At 30.2% G+C, this 22,771-nt stretch carries 21 protein-coding genes; 7 read left to right on the top strand and 14 right to left on the bottom strand.

The window, feature by feature from the left end; translation table 11 throughout:
- Nucleotides 1-2 precede the first annotated feature (2 nt).
- From rplB to rpsL, 8 genes are all read right to left on the bottom strand, one after another.
- On the bottom strand, nucleotides 3-827 hold the full coding sequence (gene rplB, locus BM335_RS10255; protein ID WP_090226599.1) for a 50S ribosomal protein L2: 825 nt from the start codon (nucleotides 825-827) through the stop codon (nucleotides 3-5).
- A 12-nt stretch (nucleotides 828-839) separates the two neighbouring features.
- A complete protein-coding gene (rplW, locus tag BM335_RS10250) occupies nucleotides 840-1,130 on the bottom strand; it encodes a 50S ribosomal protein L23 (protein WP_090226595.1) in 291 nt (96 codons plus the stop codon).
- A gap of 9 nt (nucleotides 1,131-1,139) precedes the next feature.
- Nucleotides 1,140-1,769 carry a 50S ribosomal protein L4 gene (gene rplD / locus BM335_RS10245; protein ID WP_090226592.1) on the bottom strand — a complete coding sequence of 210 codons (630 nt, stop codon included), beginning with the start codon at nucleotides 1,767-1,769 and terminating at the stop codon, nucleotides 1,140-1,142.
- The gene (gene rplC / locus BM335_RS10240) at nucleotides 1,769-2,386 is read right to left on the bottom strand and encodes a 50S ribosomal protein L3 (RefSeq protein ID WP_090226590.1); all 618 of its coding nucleotides are present in this window, start codon (nucleotides 2,384-2,386) and stop codon (nucleotides 1,769-1,771) included. The genes rplD and rplC overlap by 1 nt, the downstream gene beginning before the upstream one ends.
- 149 nt (nucleotides 2,387-2,535) lie before the next feature.
- Complete coding sequence (gene rpsJ, locus BM335_RS10235; protein WP_070237956.1) at nucleotides 2,536-2,841, bottom strand: 30S ribosomal protein S10; 306 nt, start codon at nucleotides 2,839-2,841, stop codon at nucleotides 2,536-2,538.
- A gap of 17 nt (nucleotides 2,842-2,858) precedes the next feature.
- On the bottom strand, nucleotides 2,859-4,976 hold the full coding sequence (gene fusA / locus BM335_RS10230) for an elongation factor G (RefSeq protein ID WP_090226587.1): 2,118 nt from the start codon (nucleotides 4,974-4,976) through the stop codon (nucleotides 2,859-2,861).
- Between the two features lie 9 nt (nucleotides 4,977-4,985).
- A complete protein-coding gene (gene rpsG, locus BM335_RS10225; protein ID WP_090226584.1) occupies nucleotides 4,986-5,462 on the bottom strand; it encodes a 30S ribosomal protein S7 in 477 nt (158 codons plus the stop codon).
- A gap of 23 nt (nucleotides 5,463-5,485) precedes the next feature.
- Nucleotides 5,486-5,860 carry a 30S ribosomal protein S12 gene (gene rpsL / locus BM335_RS10220; protein WP_068206887.1) on the bottom strand — a complete coding sequence of 125 codons (375 nt, stop codon included), beginning with the start codon at nucleotides 5,858-5,860 and terminating at the stop codon, nucleotides 5,486-5,488.
- Nucleotides 5,861-6,021: 161 nt separating this feature from the next.
- Here rpsL and BM335_RS10215 point away from each other — a divergent pair, with 161 nt between their 5' ends.
- From BM335_RS10215 to rlmB, 5 genes are all read left to right on the top strand, one after another.
- Complete coding sequence (locus BM335_RS10215) at nucleotides 6,022-7,689, top strand: ShlB/FhaC/HecB family hemolysin secretion/activation protein (RefSeq protein ID WP_090226581.1); 1,668 nt, start codon at nucleotides 6,022-6,024, stop codon at nucleotides 7,687-7,689.
- 493 nt (nucleotides 7,690-8,182) lie between these two features.
- Nucleotides 8,183-11,266 (top strand): SusC/RagA family TonB-linked outer membrane protein, encoded by a 3,084-nt coding sequence (locus BM335_RS10210; protein ID WP_090226577.1) that lies wholly within the window; start codon nucleotides 8,183-8,185, stop codon nucleotides 11,264-11,266.
- A 14-nt stretch (nucleotides 11,267-11,280) separates the two neighbouring features.
- Nucleotides 11,281-12,777: a SusD/RagB family nutrient-binding outer membrane lipoprotein gene (locus tag BM335_RS10205; RefSeq protein WP_090226574.1), complete on the top strand. Its 1,497-nt coding sequence runs from the start codon at nucleotides 11,281-11,283 to the stop codon at nucleotides 12,775-12,777.
- A 14-nt stretch (nucleotides 12,778-12,791) separates the two neighbouring features.
- Complete coding sequence (locus BM335_RS10200; protein ID WP_090226569.1) at nucleotides 12,792-13,631, top strand: hypothetical protein; 840 nt, start codon at nucleotides 12,792-12,794, stop codon at nucleotides 13,629-13,631.
- A 99-nt stretch (nucleotides 13,632-13,730) separates the two neighbouring features.
- A complete protein-coding gene (rlmB, locus tag BM335_RS10195; protein WP_090226565.1) occupies nucleotides 13,731-14,477 on the top strand; it encodes a 23S rRNA (guanosine(2251)-2'-O)-methyltransferase RlmB in 747 nt (248 codons plus the stop codon).
- 105 nt (nucleotides 14,478-14,582) lie between these two features.
- Here the strand turns inward: rlmB and BM335_RS10190 are convergent, their stop codons facing one another.
- Nucleotides 14,583-15,248, bottom strand: coding sequence for a rhomboid family intramembrane serine protease (locus BM335_RS10190; RefSeq protein ID WP_090226561.1), 666 nt, complete (start codon nucleotides 15,246-15,248; stop codon nucleotides 14,583-14,585).
- 161 nt (nucleotides 15,249-15,409) lie between these two features.
- On the opposite strand from BM335_RS10190, the gene BM335_RS10185 reads away from it, so the two are divergent.
- Nucleotides 15,410-16,684, top strand: a complete 1,275-nt coding sequence (locus BM335_RS10185; protein WP_090226556.1) for a replication-associated recombination protein A — start codon at nucleotides 15,410-15,412, stop codon at nucleotides 16,682-16,684.
- Here the strand turns inward: BM335_RS10185 and BM335_RS10180 are convergent.
- Genes BM335_RS10180 through BM335_RS10170 form a run of 3 tightly spaced genes read right to left on the bottom strand, consistent with a single transcriptional unit; the run spans nucleotide 16,681 to nucleotide 19,263 of the window.
- Nucleotides 16,681-17,601 (bottom strand): hypothetical protein, encoded by a 921-nt coding sequence (locus tag BM335_RS10180; protein ID WP_090226553.1) that lies wholly within the window; start codon nucleotides 17,599-17,601, stop codon nucleotides 16,681-16,683. The two genes, BM335_RS10185 and BM335_RS10180, sit on opposite strands and share 4 nt — an antisense overlap.
- Before the next feature lies 1 nt (nucleotide 17,602).
- Nucleotides 17,603-18,286, bottom strand: a complete 684-nt coding sequence (locus tag BM335_RS10175; protein WP_090226548.1) for a YjjG family noncanonical pyrimidine nucleotidase — start codon at nucleotides 18,284-18,286, stop codon at nucleotides 17,603-17,605.
- Complete coding sequence (locus tag BM335_RS10170) at nucleotides 18,283-19,263, bottom strand: glycosyltransferase (protein WP_090226544.1); 981 nt, start codon at nucleotides 19,261-19,263, stop codon at nucleotides 18,283-18,285. Before BM335_RS10170 ends, BM335_RS10175 begins: the two co-directional genes overlap by 4 nt.
- Before the next feature lie 144 nt (nucleotides 19,264-19,407).
- Here BM335_RS10170 and BM335_RS10165 point away from each other — a divergent pair, with 144 nt between their 5' ends.
- Nucleotides 19,408-20,544, top strand: coding sequence for a glycosyltransferase (locus BM335_RS10165; protein WP_090226540.1), 1,137 nt, complete (start codon nucleotides 19,408-19,410; stop codon nucleotides 20,542-20,544).
- Between the two features lie 10 nt (nucleotides 20,545-20,554).
- Here BM335_RS10165 and BM335_RS10160 read toward each other — a convergent pair whose 3' ends face one another.
- Nucleotides 20,555-21,427, bottom strand: a complete 873-nt coding sequence (locus BM335_RS10160) for a hypothetical protein (protein WP_090226536.1) — start codon at nucleotides 21,425-21,427, stop codon at nucleotides 20,555-20,557.
- 7 nt (nucleotides 21,428-21,434) lie between these two features.
- The gene (locus BM335_RS10155) at nucleotides 21,435-22,727 is read right to left on the bottom strand and encodes a polysaccharide deacetylase family protein (protein ID WP_090226532.1); all 1,293 of its coding nucleotides are present in this window, start codon (nucleotides 22,725-22,727) and stop codon (nucleotides 21,435-21,437) included.
- Nucleotides 22,728-22,771: the final 44 nt, after the last annotated feature.

Raw genomic sequence — 22,771 nt, 5'->3', positions numbered from 1 at the left:
AATTATTTCTTTTTACGTTCTATAATATATTTATTACTCGCTTTCGTCTTAGATCGTGTTTTGAATCCTTTTGCTGGAATTCCTTTTCTTGATCTTGGATGACCTCCTGATGCACGACCTTCACCACCTCCCATTGGGTGATCTACTGGGTTCATTACAACTGGTCTTGTACGTGGTCTTCTTCCTAACCAACGAGTTCTACCTGCTTTTCCTGAAACTAACAACTGATGATCTGAATTTGACACAACGCCAATAGTTGCAGAACAAGTTAATAAAATCATTCTAGTTTCTCCAGAAGGTAATTTCACAGTAGCGTATTTACCATCTCTTGCCATTAATTGAGCAAATGAACCAGCACTACGTGCTAATACCGCTCCTTGACCAGGATGTAACTCAATACAAGAAATTGTTGTTCCTAAAGGTATTTGGCTCAACAACATTGTATTTCCAACATCAGGAGTAGCTCCCTCACCAGAAATTACAGTTTGTCCAACTTTTAATCCGTTTTGAGCAATGATATATCTTTTATCTCCATCTGCATAATTAAGCAATGCAATAAAAGCTGTACGATTTGGATCGTACTCAATTGTTTTAACGGTTGCAGGAACCCCATTTTTATTTCTTTTAAAATCAATAATACGGTATTTTTTCTTATGACCACCACCAATGTAGCGCATCGTCATTTTACCATTATTGTTTCGACCTCCAGATCTTTTTTTCGGTGCTATTAAGCTTTTTTCCGGCTTATCAGCAGTAATGGTGTCGAACCCATTTACTACTCTAAAACGCTGACCTGGTGTTATTGGTTTTAATTTTCTAACTGACATTTTTTATCCTTCTTATATATTGCTATAAAAATCAATATTATTACCTTCAGCTAATTGAACAACTGCTTTTTTATAAGCTCCTTTCATTGCTTGAACAATTCCACTTTTAGTGTATTTTGTATTGCGTTGAACTGGATAATTCATTGTTTTCACACTTTCAATTGTAACACCGTAAGTTTTTTCTACAGCGTTTTTAATTTCAAGTTTATTAGCTTTCTTAGACACAATAAATGTATAACGATTAAATAATTCGCTTGCATTTGTTGCTTTTTCCGTTATAATAGGTTTAATTAAAATACTCATATCTGTTACCTATTTACTTAAATTAGATTCAATTCCTTCTAAAGATCCTTCAGAAAGAATTACTTTATTTGCATTTAACAATTCATAAGTACTTAAACCTGAACTTGTTATGGTTTTTGCACTTTTTAAATTGCGCGATGACAAATATACATTATTATTTGATTCAGCCAACACTAATATAGATTTTTTGTTTTCTATACCTAATGCTTGTAAAACTGCAGTATAATTTTTAGTTTTTGGAGTTTCAAAATTAAAGTCTTCTACAACAATAATATTGTTCTCTTTTGCTTGAATACTTAATGCAGATTTACGTGCTAATCTTTTTAAGTTTTTGTTTAATTTAAAAGAATAATCTTTAGGTCTTGGTCCAAAAACTCTACCTCCACCTTTAAACAAAGGTGACTTAATACTACCCGCACGAGCTGTACCTGTTCCTTTTTGTTTTTTAATTTTTCTTGTGCTTCCAGATATCTCAGCTCTCTCTTTAGATTTGTGAGTACCTTGTCTTTTGTTAGCCAAAAACTGTTTTACATCTAAATAAACAGCATGATTATTTGGCTCTATTCCATATACAGCATCAGAAAGTTCTACTTTTCTTCCTGTATCTTTTCCTTGTATGTCTAAAACTGATACTTTCATTATTTTTGAATAATTACATAAGCGTTATTATGACCAGGAATGCTTCCTTTAACCACAAGTATGTTCTTTTCTGGAACAACTTTTAAAACTCTTAAATTTTGAACAGTTACTTTATTTCCTCCCATTCTTCCGGCCATTTTCATACCTTTGAATACTCTTGCTGGATACGATGCCGCACCAACAGATCCTGGAGCTCTTAAACGGTTATGTTGACCGTGAGTAGCTTGACCAACACCACCAAATCCGTGACGTTTTACTACACCTTGAAAACCTTTACCTTTCGTATCTGCTGAAACGTCAACAAATTCTCCTTCTTTAAAAAGCTCAACTGTAAGTTGATCTCCTAATTTGTAATCTTCTCTAAAATCTTGAATTTCAACAACTTTCTTCTTAGCAGTGGTTCCAGCCTTTTTAAAGTGACCTTGTAACGCTTTGTTCGTACGTTTTTCTGCTTTGTCATCGAAACCAAGTTGAAGAGCACTATACCCGTCAACCTCTTCGGTTCTGACTTGGGTAACTACGCATGGACCTGCTTCGATAACTGTACAAGGAATATTTTTCCCGTTCTCGTCGAATAAGCTGGTCATACCGATTTTTCTACCTATTAACCCAGACATAATTAATTAATTATTATTTATTGTTTCTATTTATTTAAAAAAATTCAGGGATGAAAATAATTCAACCCTGAATTTATTTTCTTTCCGTTTTTCCTTCGTCAATCGCTCCGGACATGTTAGTCAAAAAATAATTTTTGACTTTTATGAAATTAAACTTTAATCTCTACTTCAACACCACTTGGAAGTTCTAATTTCATTAAAGCATCAATAGTTTTTGATGATGAACTATAAATGTCTAATAATCTTTTATAAGAACTTAATTGGAATTGCTCTCTTGATTTTTTGTTTACGTGCGGAGAACGTAATACTGTAAAAATCTTTTTGTGTGTTGGTAATGGAATTGGTCCGTTTACAACAGCACCTGTGTTTTTTACGGTTTTAACGATTTTTTCAGCAGATTTATCTACTAAATTGTAATCGTACGATTTTAACTTTATTCTAATTTTTTGACTCATCGTTTATAATTTAGAGATTATCCTTTTGCTTTTGCTATTACTTCTTCTGAAATATTTGATGGACAAGCTTCATAATGTGAAAATTCCATTGAAGATGATGCTCTACCTGATGATAATGTTCTTAATGTTGTAACATAACCAAACATTTCTGATAATGGAACATGTGCTTTAACCACTTTTGCTCCAGCTCTATCATCCATTGCATTTACTTGACCTCTTCTTCTGTTTAAATCACCAACAATATCACCCATATTTTCTTCAGGAGTAACAACGTCAATTTTCATAATTGGTTCAAGAATTACAGCTTTTGCAGCTTTTGCAGCAACTTTGTAACCCATTTTTGCAGCTAATTCGAAAGATAATTGATCTGAATCCACTGCGTGATAAGAACCGTCATATAAAGTAACCTTCATACTATCCATTTCATATCCAGCTAAAGGACCATTTTTCATAGCCTCTCTGAAACCTTTTTCTACAGAAGGAACAAATTCTTTAGGAATGTTACCACCTTTAATTTCATTTACAAATATTAAACCTGTTTCACCAGCAGCAGCAGGTTCCATAATAAATTTAATATCAGCAAATTTACCACGTCCACCAGATTGTTTTTTGTAAACCTCACGGTGATCAGCTTTAGCTGTAAGTGCTTCTTTATATTCAACTTGTGGTTGACCTTCGTTCACTTCAACTTTAAACTCACGCTTTAAACGATCAACAATAATTTCTAAGTGTAACTCACCCATTCCTGAAATAATTGTTTGTCCTGAAGCTTCATCAGTTTTTACAGTAAATGTTGGATCTTCTTCAGCTAATTTACTTAAAGCCATTCCTAATTTATCAACATCTGCTTTAGTTTTAGGTTCTACAGCGATACCGATAACTGGGTCAGGGAAATTCATTGATTCTAATACAATTGGGTGTTTTTCATCACACATAGTATCACCAGTTTTGATGTCTTTAAATCCAACACCAGCACCAATATCACCAGCTTCAATATAATCAATAGCATTTTGCTTATTAGCATGCATTTGATAAATTCTTGAAATACGCTCTTTTTTACCAGAACGGCTATTCAAAATATAAGAACCCGCATCTAAGCGTCCAGAATATGCTCTAAAGAAAGCTAAACGTCCAACATAAGGATCGGTAGCGATTTTAAAAGCTAATGCTGCAAATGGTTCTTTTACATCAGGCTTACGAATTTCTTCTTTTTCTGTATCTGGATTAACACCTATAACACCTTCTTTATCAGTTGGGGAAGGCAAATAACGACAAACAGCATCTAATAAGAACTGTACTCCTTTATTTTTAAATGCAGAACCACAAACCATAGGAATGATAGACATATCCATTACAGCAGCACGAAGCGCAGCATGCACCTCATCTTCAGTAATAGAATCTTCATCTTCCATATATTTTTCTAAAAGGTTTTCATCATACGCAGCAACCTCTTCAATTAATTTACCACGTAATTCTTTAGCCTCTTCTTTTAAATCTTCAGGAATTTCAACTACATCAAAAGTAGCACCCATTGTATGGTCATGGAAAATTACTGCACGATTCTTAACTAAGTCTACAATTCCTCTGAAGTTTTCTTCATCTCCAATATTAATAACGATAGGCACTGCATTAGAACCTAACATTTCTCTTACTTGTTGACAAACAGCTAAAAAGTTAGCACCTTGACGGTCCATTTTGTTAACAAAACCAATTCTTGGTACTTTATAATTATCAGCTAATCTCCAGTTAGTTTCAGATTGAGGTTCAACACCATCAACAGCACTAAATAAAAAAACCAACCCATCTAAAACTCTCAAAGAACGATTTACTTCAACTGTAAAATCTACGTGACCAGGAGTGTCAATTATATTAAAATGATATCCTTTTGCATCTGCAGTTGGCTCTCCGTTTTCTGTTGGGAATTTCCACTCGCAAGTTGTTGCAGCAGATGTAATTGTAATACCTCTTTCTTGCTCTTGTTCCATCCAGTCCATTGTTGCAGCACCATCATGTACTTCTCCAATTTTGTGAGAAACACCCGTATAAAAAAGGATACGTTCTGTACATGTAGTTTTACCTGCATCAATATGCGCAGCAATACCTATATTTCTTGTGTATTTTAAATCTCTTGCCATTTCTTACTATTAAAATCTAAGGTGAGAGAATGCTTTGTTAGCATCTGCCATTTTATGAACATCAATTCTTTTCTTAACAGCAGCACCTTCTTCTTTTGCAGCAGCTAAAACTTCACCAGCTAAACGCTGAGCCATTGATTTTTCATTACGTTTTCTTGAATAAGATATCAACCATTTAATTGCAATAGACACCTTACGGTCTGGTCTGATTTGCATTGGAATTTGAAAAGTAGCTCCACCAACACGACGGCTACGAACCTCAACGTGTGGCATTACATTTGATAATGCGTCTTTCCATATCTCTAATGATGTTTTTTCATCATTTTGCTTTTTTTGCTCTACAATGTCTAACGCATCGTAAAATACTTTGAAAGCTACAGATTTTTTACCATCCCACATTAAGTTATTCACAAAACGTGTTACCAATTGATCATTAAACTTTGGATCTGGTAAAAGAACTCTTTTTTTCGCCTTTCTTTTTCTCATGTCTTTACATTAAAGTTTTTTAATTACTTTTTAGGTGCTTTTGTACCATATTTAGAGCGACGTTGTGTTCTTCCATCAACACCGGCAGTATCTAATGCTCCACGAACAATGTGATATCTAACTCCTGGTAAATCTTTAACCCTTCCACCTCTAACTAATACTATCGAGTGCTCTTGTAAATTATGTCCTTCTCCAGGGATGTATGCGTTTACTTCATTACCATTTGTTAACCTTACCCTTGCAACTTTACGCATTGCTGAATTTGGTTTTTTTGGTGTTGTAGTATAAACACGTGTACATACTCCTCTACGTTGAGGACATGAATTTAAAGCAGCCGATTTACTCTTCTTAGTTATTTTGGTTCTTCCTTTTCGTACTAATTGCGAAATTGTTGGCATACTAAAATTTTGTTATTATATTACTTATAAATTTCTTAGCTCTTTTCTAAGAGTTTGCAAATGTACAAATAAATTCTTGTTAACCAAACTTGTATATAATTTATTTTTCATAGAAAACTTCAATAAATATTCATGTATATTCACCTCAAAATTATATTGTTTTGAAATACCTTTTAAAACCACTACTTTTTGGTGTATTTTTTATATGTTTTGTTTTTAAAGTACACGCTCAGCAAATTGAATTAGAAATTCGTCCTATAGACAGTGTTCAGCATAAATTATTTAATAATATTACTTACATCAAAAAACATTCTGAAAAAAAGAATGCTATTGCAGAAGCAGATTTGTTTTCTAAAAAATTAAAAAAAATAGGATTTATAAGTAATACTTATAATTTAAAAATATCCGATTCAATAATAATAACGGAATTTAACTTAAAAACAAAAATAGATTTTGCAAGAATTTATTATAGTGAAAATTTCGATCAGCCTTTTTTAAAAAATATTACATCAAATCTCAATACAACTTATTTTGATATTCCTTTTGATAAAATAGAAGAAACCATTCATATAATTACTAATTATTTTGAACAAAAAGGAAATACTTTTAGTGAAGTTTCTTTAACAAACCTAAAAATTAAAAATAATATTTTAACAGCTAAGTTGTTAATAAACCATGCTACTAAAAGAACAATAGATAAAATTATAGTTAAAGGCTATGAAACATTTCCTAAAAAATTTTATAGAAATTATTTTAATATAAAACCGAATACCATTTTTAACACCAAAACATTAAAAAGCCTAAACAACCAGCTTAACACTTTAAAATTTGTAAAAAATATAAAACCTCCTGAAGTTTTATTTTCAGAAGATTCAACCACTATTTATTTATACCTAAAGAAAAAATCATTCAATAAATTTAATGGCATCATTGGTTTTTCAAATAAAGAAAATAGCAACAAAATTGCTTTTACAGGAAATATTGATCTTGAACTTCAAAATATTTTTAACAAAGGCGAGGTAATTTCATTAAATTGGAGAAGCAGTATTAATGAAAATAAACTATTTAAAAGTAGTTTTTTTACACCATATATATATAACACAAAAATTAGTCCAACTTTTAGCTTCTCAATTATAAAACAAGACACCACTTATACCAATATTAAAACCAACATAAAATTAGATTATTCTATTCATAAAAATATGGCTTTAAGCGCTTTGTACAGAAATGAAAATTCTAATGCTATTGCTAACAATTACAACGCTGCAATCAGTAGTTTTAAAAAATCTAACATTGGCGTTTCATACACTTTTAAAAATACAAAAAGAAATTCTCCATTAACATTAGAATTAAGCTACCTATTAGGAACAAGAAAATACAACTCATCTAAAGAAAATCAAAAAGTATTAGAATTTATAGGAGAATATAGCTTACCGTTTAACCATAGAAGTTATCTTTTTCTTAAACAACAAAATGAATTCCTATTTTCAAAAACCATATTAGAAAACGAACTTTACAAAATTGGCGGAAGCTCATCAATCAGAGGTTTTGATGAATTAGCTATTTCAGCATCAAAATATGTGATAACAAATATAGAATATCATTACTCTTTAAATGAATTTTCAGAATTATATTCAATTACAGATTATGGATATGTAGAGAATAATTTACTAAAACTTACCTCACAGTTATATAGTTTAGGCATTGGCTATGTTTTTAATACAGATAAAAGCAGCACCAACTTAAGTTACGCAATAGGAAAAACAAACAAATTACCATTTGAGTTTAATAGCTCAAAAATTCATTTAAAGATTACTTACTTTTTTTAATGACTCATAAAGCATACAAAATTGCCTAAAACACATACAAAAACACCACCTCCAAGCAACAAAAAAAACGATTTAAATGACCAAATAAGAATATTGATAATGAGTTTTTATGCTCAAAACCTAATAATTAACGCAACAAAAGCTTTAAAACATTATTAAAACACCAAGTGAAATCCAAAAAATGTTAAATTTTTAACAGTTGATTATTTTTTTTATTTTGATAATTATTAGATTTTAACCTCAAAAAACTGGGATTTTTAATAAAAAACACAAAATTGTAAATACTTGTATTTCAACTATTAAAACACATCTAAAATGACATTTACACTAAAATTTAAAAAAATGACGCAACTTTTTAGAAAAAAAAACATCTAATAAACAGCTTAACTATAAGGCCAAAAACTAATTATTATTAACTCTTTTTAACAAAATATTAGGTAATTTAATATTAATTTATGATTTTTGGTAAAATTTTAATTCAAACAATTATATAATGAAAACAAAGTTTAATGGTTTTTTAACGCTTTTACTAGCGTTAGTAGTGCAAATATCATTTGCGCAAGGAAAAACTGTTACTGGTAAGATTTCCGATGCAAGCGGACCTTTACCTGGGGTAACAGTTGTTGTAAAAGGTACCAAAGTTGGTACTCAATCAGATTTTGATGGTAATTATTCAATTACTGCAAACGCAGGAGCGGTATTACAATACAGCTTTATTGGGATGCAAACAGTTGAAAAAACCGTTGGGTCATCAAATGTAATTAATGTTGTTATGCAAGAAAGTGCAGAAGCACTTGAAGAGGTTGTGGTAACTGCTTTAGGTATTAAAAGAAAACCTAAAGAGCTTTCATACTCTGTAACAAGTCTTAAAAGCGATGACATTACAAAAACTAAAGCTGTAAATACTGCAACAGCTATGGTTGGTAAAGTATCTGGTTTACAAATTAACACTACAAACAACGGTGTTAATCCAAGTACAAGAGTTGTATTAAGAGGTAACAGATCTTTATTAGGTAATAACGAAGCACTTATTGTAGTTGATGGTTTCCCTTCAGCTAGAGGTGTTTTAGACCGCATTAACCCAAATGACATTGAATCTGTAACTGTACTTAAAGGTGCTAACGCATCTGCTTTATATGGTTCTGATGCAACAAATGGTGTTATTGTTGTTACTACTAAAAAAGGTAAAGGTAAATTAAGTGTTGAGTATAACACTTCTTATACTGCTGAATCTGTAGCTTACATGCCTGAATTCCAAGAAGAGTTTGGAGCTGGTGGTTTCCCTGATGGAACTTTATATCCATTAGAAAACGTAAACTGGGGACCTGCTTATGACGGAAGATTGGTTGATGCAAGTGAAACGTTAGATGACGGTTCTGTTTGGCAAGTGCCATTTAGCCCTATTAAAGACAGAAATAAAAACTTCTTTAACACAGGTAGTACTATCAGACACGGTGTAACACTTAGTGGTGGAGACGAAACTGGAGATTTCCTTTTATCTTTAGATCAAACAAATACTGAAGGTATTGTACCAAAAGATACTTACAACAGAACAAACTTCAGATTAAAAGCTAGCAAAAAATACAACAAATTAACAGTTGGTGGAAACTTATCTTTCTACAGATCTCATGCTAATTTAGTTGGTAATGAAGCTGGTCGTCAAGGTAGACCTGTATATTGGAACGTAATTAATACGCCTTTACACTTACCATTAGACCAAATGAAAAACTGGAGAACTGGACAGTTCACTAGAAATGAAGTTTCTTTCTTCCGTTTCTATGAAAATCCTTACTTTATTATAGATACACAAAGAGAATATAGTGACTATAATGAATTTAACGTATTAGCAAATGCTAACTATGAAATTAATGATTGGATTGAAGCTACTTTAAATGTTGGTTATACTGGAAGTACAAATACTTTCAAAAGACAGTTTGATGCCTATACTTATGCATTCCATTTAGCACATGTTTATTCAGAAATGGATCCTTATGGAGCTAAAACTGCAGATGAAATTTCAACATCTACAAGAGTAAATAGTGATTTCTTAATCACCATGAAAAAAGATATTACACCTGATTTAAATGCAAAACTTACGCTAGGGCAAAATATGAGATTAAACACATATAAAGCTGTTAATGTAAGTGGTGAAAATTTAATTATTCCTAATTTCTACAATGTTTCTACAAGAACTGGAGATTTAATAGGTGGAGAATCTACTTCTAATTACAGAAAATTAGGTGTTTATGCTGATTTCACATTAGGATACAAACAATATTTATTTTTAAGTGCTACAGCTAGAAATGACTGGTCTTCTACTTTACCAGTAGATAACAGATCTTTCTTCTATCCAGGTGTTGGTGTGTCATTTATTGCTACAGAAGCAATTCCTGAACTTGTATCAGACAATGGATTAAGTTATTTAAAAGCAAACTTTAACGTTACAAAAACTGGATCTGATCCAGGTGTATATGCAACAGCAGGTACTTATTTTGCTCCTGCTAATTTCCCTTATGGCTCTATTGCAGGTTTATCACAATCAAGTAGAGATCCTGATCCAAACTTAAGCCCAGAATTTACAACTTCAATTGAAGGAGGTTTTGAATATGGTTTATTTAAAAATAGAATTACAGGTAGTGTTTCTGTATACAAAACAAATTCTGTAGATCAAATTATACCAGTTAACGTATCATTAGCATCAGGAGCTTCAAGTAGCTTAATTAATATTGGTGAAATTGAAAACTTAGGTATTGAATTTGATATCAATACTAAAATAATTAACAGCGGAGATTTTTCTTGGGATTTAGGTATTAACTATTCAGGATACAAATCTGAAGTAATTTCATTAGCTGATGGTGTTGACGAATTAGACATAGGCGGATATGCAAGTGCTCAAATTGTTGCAAGAGTTGGTGAACCTTATCCATTAATTAGAACTACCTCTTATTTAAGAGATGACCAAGGAAGAGTAATTGTTGGTGATGATGGTGATCCAATTCAAGATAGTAATTTACAAACACAAGGAAAAACATCTCCAGACTACATTATAGGTTTAAATACAAGTTTCAAATATAAAAACTGGAATTTATACGCTGTAATGGATTATAGAACTGGTCACGTATTTTTTAACAGTTTAGTAGATGCATTAGAGTTTACAGGTTTAACACAACATAGTGTTTCTGCAAACAGACAACCTTTTGTATTCCCTAACTCTTCTTATTCAGATGGTAATGGTGGTTATGTAGCTAATACAAACCGTTTAACTTCTGATGGTGGAAACGATTTTTGGGATGCTTATAACGATGTAAAAGAAAATTACGTAACTGATGCAACTACATTAAAATTAAGAGAAGTATTACTTTCTTACAATTTTGATAATGAAGTATTAGGAAAAATTGGAATTGACAACTTATCATTAGGTCTTTTCGGAAGAAACTTATTAACTTTTAGACCAAAAGACAATGTGTATACTGATCCAGAATTTAACTTTACAACAGGTAATGCTATTGGTGTAGGTACTCAAGCTCAAACACCTCCAACAAGACAATATGGTGTTAACTTAACAGTAAAATTCTAAAAAAAACATAACTTATGAAAACAATTAAATTAATAAAATCTACCTTACTAGCATTGTCCATTGTGATAATGACGGTAAGCTGTAGTGATTTCTTGGATGTCAACGACAATCCAAATGATCCATCTATATCTACGCCAAGTTTAACATTACCAGTGGCTCAAACAGATTTTGCTGCTTTAAATGCAAGAACTATGACGTATGTTGGACAATTTTTTATGTATAACTGGGCTACACCATCAAACTGGTCAGCAAACCAAGATTACCCTAGATATAACATAACAACTACGTTTAATACTGGAATATTTGAAACATCATATGTAGCTATTTTCAAAAACCTTACATATATTGAAAATTACGAAGATGCTACAGGTGCTGTTGATTATAGCGCTTATAGAGCTATTGCAAAAACAATAAAAGGTTTTCAATACCAATATTTAGTAGATATTTACGGTGATATTCCTTATACTGAAGCAAATTTAAGAGGTGCAAACACAACACCTAAATATGATGATGCTGAAACAGTATACACACAAGTAATTGATGAGTTAACAGCTGCTGCTGAATTAGCTTTAAATTTACCTGGAAACGCTGAAGATCCTGCATCTCAAGATGTAATTTTTGGTGGTGACATGAACAGATGGGCTCAGTTTGCAAACTCAATTAAATTAAGAATGTTAGTACGTTTAAGTAACACTGGACAAGATGCATACATTAAAGCTGAAATTGCAAAAATTGATGCAAATGGTGCTGGTTATATTACAGAAGACGTAACTGCAAATCCTGGATATTCTGACAATACAGATAAACAAAGTCCTTTTTATGGATTCTTTAGAAATCCATCTACAAATAGTCAAACTGATAGAGGTGATTATACTGTTGCATCTGATTATACCATTAATTATTTAACAGGTACTGATGACCCTAGAAGAGAACGTTTATATGCACCTGCAGCTACTGGTGGTGCTTATAAAGGAGTGTACCAATCAACAACGTTACCAGGTACTGGATTTACTTCAAATGATTTATCTAAAGTTGGACCTGGGTTATTAGTATCTCATGACCAAGATCAAAATATTATGTTACTTGCTGAATGTTTATTATTACAAGCTGAAGCGGTTCAAAGAGGGTATATTACAACTGGAAATGCTAAAGATTTATACAACGAAGCAATTGAAGCTTCATTTGCAACTTTAGGTGTTCCAAATGCAGTAACTGCTGCTCAAACGTACTATTCTCAAGCTTTACCTAATGTTTCTTGGGATGCATCACCAAATAAAATAGAAGCCATAATTACTCAAAAATGGGTAGCTTTAAATGGAAATTCTTCTATAGAATTATGGGTTGAATACACAAGAACAGGTTACCCTGCTGGTTTACCAATTCCTGCTGAATCAGGTGGTGTTAGACCAGTAAGATTATTATATCCTGCTTCTGAGATTGCAAGAAATTCTGCCAATGTTCCTACGCTAACTAATCAAGATGCGTTTACTAAAGCGCCATTTTGGAAATAAAAAATAAGTAAATCATGAAAAAAACAAGAATTAAATTAAATTTCTTTATAGTTGTGTTACTTGCTAGTTTTACAGTAAGTTCATGTCTATTAGATGATGAAAAAACCGACTTTGGTAAAGGTCCAATCTTGGCTCAATTTGAAAAGCCAAGTGTTACAGCTAACTTCATTAAAGATGGTTCTGTTACTCCTTACAATGTAGCTATAACTATTATTGGAGGTAAAAACAAACCACTTAATGAGCCTGTTGATATAACAATAAGCGCTGACCCAAGTTCAACAGCAACATCTGGTGTTGAATATAGTTTAGCAGCTACTACTTTTACAATTCCAGCTGGTGAAATGTCAGTTGATGCTGTAATAAATGTAAACACTGCTAATCTTGATCCTTTTGATGCTAAAACTTTAGTTTTAAAAATTGATTCATCATCAGAAAGTGTATCTGAATCTAATTTAGCAGCTATTACACTTCAAGCTGTTTGTTCTCTTGATCTTAATGGTTTTGTTGGAACGTACACAGCTGTAAATGCAAGATTTGCAAATCCTTTAACAGCTACAGTTGAACTAGGTCCATTACCAAATTCATTATTATTAACAAATATCGATGGATATGGAGATGATGAAGTATTAATTGTATTAAGTACAGACGTTGTTAACCCAACAATTACATATGCAGGAGATGCAAATTATTACATATACAATCACTCTACATATGGGCCAGTTTGGGCTACAACTTTAACACCTGAACAATCAACATACAACTCTTGTGATTTTTCTTTAAATTTAGAGTTCAAACGTTGTGTTAGTATTGGATGTTTTGGAGGTAGTAGAGTTGTTAAAATGACAAAACAGTAAAATATTTTTACAAAAAAATTAAATTAAATAGTATTTAATTTTAAAACCACCTCAATTGAGGTGGTTTTTTTATTCAAACAATATACCTACATTTGCAGCATGGAAAACGAAGTCTCAAAAATATTTGGTATAAGAGCTGTAATAGAAGCTATTAATTCTGGTAAAACTATAGGTAAAGTTTTTTTACAAAAAGATCTAAACAGTCCGTTATTTTCAGAATTAAATACTTTAATCAAATCACACAATATTGCAAGCAGTTTTGTGCCTATTGAAAAATTAAATAGACTCTCTAAAAACAGTAATCACCAAGGTGTAGTAGCACAAACTTCAGCAATTGATTTTGTTGATCTAGAAGATTTAATAACCGAAACATTAGAAAAAACTAGCACACCCTTATTTTTATTATTAGATAAAGTTTCAGACGTACGTAATTTTGGTGCTATTATTAGAACCGCTGAATGTACAGGTGTAGATGGAATTATTATTCAAAAACAGGGAAATGCGCCGGTAAGTGCTGATGCCATTAAAACTTCTGCAGGTGCAGCGTTTAAAGTTCCTGTATGTAAAGTAGATCATATAAAAGATGCTGTTTTTCAATTACAAGCCGAAGCTATTCAAATAGTAGCGGCTACTGAAAAAACAGAACAACTTATTTACGATATTGATTTAACCTTACCTACTGCCATTATTATGGGATCAGAAGATAGAGGTATTAATCCATCTATTTTAAAAATAGTAGAACATAAAGCTAAGTTGCCTTTGCTAGGTGAAATAGCATCGTTAAATGTTTCTGTAGCTTGTGGTGCAATTTTATACGAAGCAACAAGACAACGTATTAAATTATAATATTTTTAGTTGTACAGCTTTTGAAATTAGCTGTACAACAAAAAACAAAAGTTGCACAACTATTAAAATTAGTTGTGCAACTTTTTTATATTTCTGTAACGTTATTTAATCTTCTGGTTGTTGAAATTCTTCAGGCGGAATATAATTTCCGTTTTCATCAAATAAATTCTCAAATTCTTCATTAGGGGTGAATTCAAAAATTTCAGGTTGTGGGCCTACTTTTTTGAAGAGTATTGTAAATACCAAACCTGTTATAAATCCTGATAAATGACCTTCCCAAGAAATGCTTTCCTCAATGGGTAATACATACCAAATCATACTTCCATATAGAAATACTACTGCTAAAGAAAGTGCAATTAAACGATAATATTTTCGGAAAATTCCACTAAAAAAAATAAAACTTACTAAAAAATAAATAACACCACTTGCACCAATATGATTTGCTGGACGGGCTATAAACCACGTTAAAAATCCTAAAACTAAAGTGCCAAGTACTAATACTTTAGTTGCAATTTTATGATAGAAATAATAAAGGCTACATAACATTACAAACAATGGAACTGAATTATTTAATAGATGTTTTATATCGGCATGTATAAAAGGTGAAAACAATATTCCCCGCAATCCTATTATATTATTAGGGTAAATTCCAAACTTATTAAAATTAAAACCAAAACCAATTTCAATTATATATACTACCCATATAGCTAACAATGCTAAAATTGGAATTATAAAAGTTCCTTTTTTAGTTTTAAATTGATTATCTGACATTGATGCATTTATTTGTTTGAATGTTAAATTTAAGAAATTATATACGTTAGGGATAGCAGTGTTATCCTTTTTTATTTTTTATAAAAAAGATTTAACGTATAGCCCGACACAAATGTAATGCAGTGTAACGCCCAAAGCATTTTTATTATTATTTTTACAGTATGAATGAACCATTAGCAGAACGTATTAGACCAAAATGTTTAGAAGACTATATTAGTCAACAACATTTAGTTGGTAAAAATGGTGCGTTAACGCAACATATTAAACGCGGTATTATTCCATCTTTAATTCTTTGGGGACCTCCTGGAATTGGCAAAACTACCTTGGCTAATATTATTGCGCAGGAATCTAAACGTCCGTTTTATAGTTTAAGTGCTATTAATTCAGGTGTTAAAGATGTGCGCGATGTTATTGATAAAGCAAAACAAAGTGGCGGTTTATTTACAACCAAAAATCCTATTCTATTTATTGATGAGATTCATAGATTTAGCAAATCTCAACAAGATTCATTATTGGGTGCTGTTGAAAAAGGCTGGGTTACTTTAATTGGTGCAACTACCGAAAACCCAAGTTTTGAGGTTATACCCGCACTCCTATCTCGTTGCCAAGTGTATATTTTAAATTCGTTTAGTAAATCTGATTTAGAAGCATTGTTAGAACGCGCTATAAAAACTGATGCGTTTATTGCTAAAAAAAATATTAAAATTGAGGAAACAGAAGCTTTATTGCGCATATCAGGTGGTGATGCGCGTAAATTGTTGAACATTTTTGAATTGGTTGTAAATAGCGAAGATGAGCCCATTGCAATTACCAATGAAATGGTGCTTTCTAAAATTCAGAAAAATACGGTGTTGTATGATAAAACCGGCGAGCAACATTATGATATAATTTCTGCCTTTATAAAATCGATTAGAGGAAGCGATCCCAATGGGGCTGTATATTGGTTAGCACGTATGATTGAAGGCGGTGAAGATGCTAAATTTATTGCAAGACGTTTGCTTATTTTAGCTAGTGAAGATATTGGAAATGCCAATCCAACAGCCTTGATTATGGCAAACAATACGTTTCAGGCAGTAAATACCATTGGTTGGCCTGAATCAAGAATAATTTTGAGTCAATGCGCAGTGTATTTAGCAACTTCAGCAAAAAGTAATGCTAGTTATGAAGCTATTGGAAAAGCGCAAGCTTTGGTTCGTGAAACGGGCGATTTATCGGTTCCGTTACATTTAAGAAATGCACCTACCAAATTAATGAAAGAATTAGATTATGGCAAAGATTATAAATATGCACACAGTTATGAGAATAACTTTGCCGAACAAGAATTTTTACCAGATGAAATAAAAAACACGAAACTATATGAACCTGGAAATAATGCCAGAGAATATAGTATTCGTGAGTTTTTAAAAAAATTGTGGAAAAGTAAATACAATTACTAACGCACTCTTTTATATGTTTTTATTCCTGTTGGACTATCAACTTTTAAATTACCATCTGCGCTTAACTCTAACATTTGAGGTTGTTTATACGCCGCATATTTAATAATAAAAATTGTTGATTTGGAAGTTGGATATACTACAGCAAACTCAAAGTTTTCATCACCAGCTGTAAATGCGTAGCCTTCTTCTGATTTTGAAATTTTACAGCTACCCCACTTCTCTACTTCATAATTACCTTCAATGGTAAGTATTGGTTTTATTTCAATTTCTTTAATTTCTTCTTGAAGCGGTTTTATTGTTTTTTTCTTCTTTTCAATTTTATCTTCAACTTTGGCCTTTTCCAACTTTTCTTCAACTAGCTTTTTTTCTTCAATTATTTTTACTTCTTGAATATTATCAATAGCTTCAACTACTTCTTTTACAATGGGTTTTTGAAGTTCTTTTTCAACTGTTTTTAATTCCTCTTTTACAGGAGTGGCAGATTGATAACTATAATTTAAATTTTCAATTTCTTCAAAAGCTTCTCTAATAGCTTCATGGTATGCTTTTTTATAATCTTTTTCACGCGAAGAAACTTCATCAGTTAAGTATACAATATTGTTATAACAGTCAACAAGTTTTATTTGCATTTTGGTACTTAATAAACCAGAATTATTAACTACAATAGCTTTTAGAGCCATACAAGCATTATTTGCCATTTCAGCTGGTATTTTATCATCAGTCATAAAAACAGTGAAACCTGCTCTGTTAAATAAAAATTTGGTTAATGAATTTACTTGATAGGCGTCTTTACTTTTTTGAAATTCATATTGATTAGGTACAAGAATGTATTTGTAACCATTAATATTGTTTTTTTGTGCAAAACTTATGGTTGTAAAAACCAGCATAAGCGTTACAATAAAGAAAGTTTTTTTCATATTATAAGTATTGTTTTATTTCTATTAATTTTGATACTGATTTTATATTTTCACTAACAGGTTTTGCATTAAAATTACAATAAATTACATCAAATCCAACATTTTTTGCTCCCATAATATCAGCTTCCCAATTGTCTCCAATCATAATAGATTCTGATGGTAATGCATTGGTTTGTTGTAAAGCGTATTGAAAAATAATTGGGTTTGGTTTTTTTACACCAGCTTCTTCTGAGGTAATAGTTTTATCAAAATATTTAGTTAAACCCGAATTTTCAATTTTTTTAAATTGCACTTCATTAAAACCATTGGTAATAATGTGCATTTTATAATTTGGTTTTAAATGCTCTAAAATTTCAAACGTACCATCAAAAAGTTGATTGTTTTTGGGAAGGTACTCAATATAATCAACCGATAAATTGTCAATTAAATCCATATCTACTTGGTATTTAATTTTAGCAAAAGCATCTCTTAATCTTCCAATTCGTAATTCTTCTTTAGTAATACGTTCTTCTCGGTATAATTTCCAGTAATTTTCGTTGATATTACGGTAATAATTTAAAAATTTATCTAAACTGGTATTTACGCCATATTTTTTAAAAATGGCTGCAAAGGCAATATCTGAATTGGTTTCAAAATCCCACAGTGTGTGATCTAAATCAAAAAATATGTGTTTGATGTTGTTCATTTTTTAAAATTAATCTTTATTATAAGTTTTTCATAGTTTTTAGCTAAAATTATAATCTGCGGAAAGGTTCTTGAAAATTTCAATAAAAAGTACCTTACATAATCTCTTTGCTTTAAAAATACAGCTTCAAACTCTGCTAAAATAGCATCATCAGAATTATAAAGCGCTAATATATACAATTGTTTTGCTTTACAATAAGTGGCTTTATTAATTGTTATTTGACTGATTTTTGGTAGTGCAGCAATATAAAATTTAAATTGATTGTAAAAATACAATTGAAATTCCCAACGCTTAATTAATGCTGGATTTTGAGAAAAATTAGTTGGCGAAAGTCTGTATACAGTAGTTATATTATTTAAAATAGCACATTTGGATTTATATGAAAAATATATCCATAATGTATAATCTAAAAAACTATTTAAGTGATTATTATTTTGGTTGTAAAATTTTAAAAAATCATCTAACAAAAATTTTCTGTAAACTACTGTTGATGTAGTAAAAGGGTTTTTTGATAAAATTTCTTGAAATGTATATTCTCTATACTTTTCATTAAAAACATTAGGCTCTTTAAATTTATTAGTTGCTACATCTAGGTATTTACATAAAGTTCCAACCAAACTAAAATCTTTATTTTTATCCAAAAAATCAATCTGCTTTTGTAATTTTTTCGAATCAACCCAATAATCATCACCATCACAAATTGCAATAAACTCAGCATCTAATTGCTTTATACAATTTAAAAAATTAGCGTACATTCCTCTGTTTCTATTTGAAGAAATAATTCTAATTTTATTTGAGTATTTTTTTTGAAGGTTTAAAATAATATTTAAGGTGCTATCTGTACTACCATCCTCTCCAATTATAATATCAAAATTAAATGCAGTTTCTTGGCTAACAATACTCTCTATTGTTTGTGTAATAATTCCCTCTTGATTATAGGTTAAAACAATAACATTTACTTTTTTATTGAGCGCCATTTACTTTTTAAAAAATTATTTCAAATTTTAGTTTTGAAATGCGAAGCTAAAATATATTAACGAAGAATAAATACTTTTATTTAAAAAAATATATAAAGATATTCTCCTAACTTTACAGAAGATTAAGCACTAATTTATTGGAATTTGAATAAAAAATTAAATGTTTTATTTATTTCTGGATGGTATCCTACAAAAATATCACCACAAAATGGCGATTTTGTTAAAAGACATGCCGAAGCTGTTGCAACAAAACACAATGTTTACGCAATACACGTAATTACCAATGATAGGTTAGTAAACAAAGCTGAAATTGAAAATTATAAAGAAAATAATGTTCAAACAACTATTATTTATGTACCAAAATATGGGAACTTAATTTTTAAATTTTATACATTTTTAAAAGCATATTTAAAGAGTATTAAAACTGTTGATAATGTAGATGTTGTTCATTTAAATATTTCATTCCCAAAAGGAATTATTGCATTGTATTTAAAATGGTTTAAAAAAATCCCGTTTATAATTACAGAACATTGGACAGGATATTTATACCCAAATAATAAATCAATTAAATATTTAGAAAAGTTAGTTACTAAAATTATTATAAAAAATGCATCTTTTGTATGTCCTGTTTCTGATAATTTAAAAAATAACATGGTACAATTTGGTTTGTTAGGAAACTATTACCCAATTCCTAATGTTGTTGATACCTCTATTTTTAATATTTCTAATGATGCTAGCAGTGATCATTTTGAAATCATACATATTTCTCATATGAGAGATGAAGCTAAAAATGTATCAGGAATTCTTGATACAATTGGAAAGTTACAAAAACACATTCCTAATTTAAAACTACATTTAATAGGAAATAAGTCCAATTTATATATTGATAAAATTAAGAATTTAGGCATTGCCAATTATAAAATAACAAATGAAATACCTCATAATGAAATACCAATATATTTAAATAAAGCAGATGTATTTGTATTATTTAGTAATTATGAAAATTTACCTTGTGTAATTTTAGAGGCCTTTTCTTGTGGTTTGCCTGTAATTTCTACAAATGTTGGAGGAATTAAAGAATTTTTTCCTAATAATTTTGGAAAATTAATTAATTCAAAAGATGAAAACCAACTATTTATTGAGTTACTCAATATTTATAACAAAAAATATGAATTAGCTAGTAAACACGAAATGCACAATTATGTTGTAAATCATTTTAGTAAAGCAACAATTTGTGAACGTTTTTCAAAATTATATCATCAATCACTAGCAAAAAAATAGTTATTTTTAATTACAAACGAAATCTATTAAACTGAAGATACGTTTCTGGAATTGCTCCAAAACTTTTATAAAAACTTGCTATTCCTTTAATCATTGATCCTTCAAAATCTAACACATAATTACTTAAAGAAAACTCTTTAAGTACGTGAGATAAAACTAAACTAATTACGTGATTTTGTTTTCCCATTTCAGTAGCAACGGAGTACAAATAGGTTAACCTCTTGTGATCTTTTAAAAACATAGAACCTCCTAAAAACTCATTATTTACATCATAAACGCCTAATAAAAAACCAGTGCCTTTTGTTAAAATAAGTTCTGAAAGACTTTTTAAATTTTGGTAACTTTTATCTTCTATTTTTAAATAAGAATAATGTAATTTTCCAAGCAAAATAAGCTCATCAATTGTAGTATTTTTAACTATAAAATTTTTATTTTTAATTTGGTTTAGACGATATTTTCTATCCTTCCTAAAACTTTTAAGAAGTGTTTCATAAGGCTTATTCAAATCCAATACATAATTGATTCTCTTTTCAGTTTTTATGAAACTCACATTGTTTTGAGAATTAAACTGAATGGTAATTTTTTTAAACTTTTTAGGAATAGAATTTACAAACTCCGCAATAAGTGTTTCATGTACCTCAGCCTTTGAAAAAACGCCTAATTGCTGAGTCCAAGCTGGTGGATAAATATATTTTATAAAATATTTTTGTCGCCAAGGTAATGGCATTACTGCTTCATAATCGTTTAAAACTAAAACATCCCAGTTATCGGCAACGCAATTTAAATACCAACTAAATGCGTATATTCTGGAATTTAAAGCAGTTTGTATACAGGCATCGTATTTTTTTAAATCAATTTCATTGTTTTTTAAATAACGAATCATCAAAAAATTAACTCAACATTTGTTTATAAATAGTACTCCACCCTTTCCATTCATCATTTTCACTCAATGAATTATTATGAAACAAACTTATAAAAGTTCCGTTTACCTTTTTAACTTCATCTTTTAATGCTAAAATTTTAGCTAAACTTTCTTCATTTGTTAATTTTAAATGGTCTTTTAATGTGCCATCCATAAATGCAAATGCATATAATTTTAAGGGTGTTTGAATTTCAAAATCTAGGTCATAAAAATAAAAAGGCGTACACGTACTTGCTCTAAAACCAACGGTTCTTGCATAACCCATTGTATAATCTTCTTCAAAATCTAAATCAATTAAATTTTGATACGTTTCCGGAATATTTAAACGTAAATAATGCTGTCTTGAAAATGTTACTGGAGTATTGATAATATTTTCTAATCGTAATTTTTCTTTCTTTAAAAGCGCAGCATCTTTATGTGAATAATATGAAGGGTGCAAACCAATTTTAGCATAATCTGCAACAGATTTTACTAAGGATCTGTATTTATTATTTGATGAGGAAATATTTTTATCAAACGTTGTATAATCTCCAACTAAAAAGAAAAAAAGTGTTGTTAATTTAAGTTCTTTTTTAATTTTTAAAATTTCAGAAAACGTATTGTACGGATCCTTTTTTAAATTTAAAATGGTTAACAATCTATACCAAATATTTACAAATCTAAATTGTACAAAATCTTTAAAAAAGCCTCCAAATGTTCTTAAAATACCTTTGTTTTTATATGAAAATGCAATATCTACATCAATGGTAGAAATCATTGTAAATTCTCTTTCTTTATATGTGTAATTTGGAAATTTTTCTTTTAAAGTTTCTAAAAATTTAAATGCCCAAATATCCACTACAGGTTTTTCTAAAAACCCATTTTTAAATGCAATGCTTTCATTAAACGGAAAACGTTCATGAATGTCTCTTACATGCGGTAAATATTCTTCGTATCTGCTAATTAAGTAAAAACTAGCTGCAAAAATATCAAACGGAATGGATGAAAATTCTCCAGCTGGAAAAAAACAAGGAACCTCATCCCAATTTAAAACTTTTATATCAATATCATTAATACCTTGTTCAAATAAAATATCATTGCTTCTAATAAAAAACTCTGAACCTAAAGGTGATTTTGCATAAGTAATTTTAGGCCCATTATGTACCACAAACTCTTCCACTTTAGTTGTGAAACTTACTGGAATTTGTAATATTCTGACAAAAATGTGTTTAAAAATATAATTGAGACGTGGTGTAATTTTATGTGTATAAACTAAAAGCATGGTTATCAGCTGTTGGTGATTTGTTTTAAAACCTTTTTAAAACT

Source organism: Lutibacter maritimus, from assembly GCF_900116115.1.
Classification (GTDB): domain Bacteria; phylum Bacteroidota; class Bacteroidia; order Flavobacteriales; family Flavobacteriaceae; genus Lutibacter; species Lutibacter maritimus.
The sequence above is the reverse complement of the archived record's forward strand: the minus strand, read 5'-3'. Positions and strand labels throughout refer to the sequence as shown.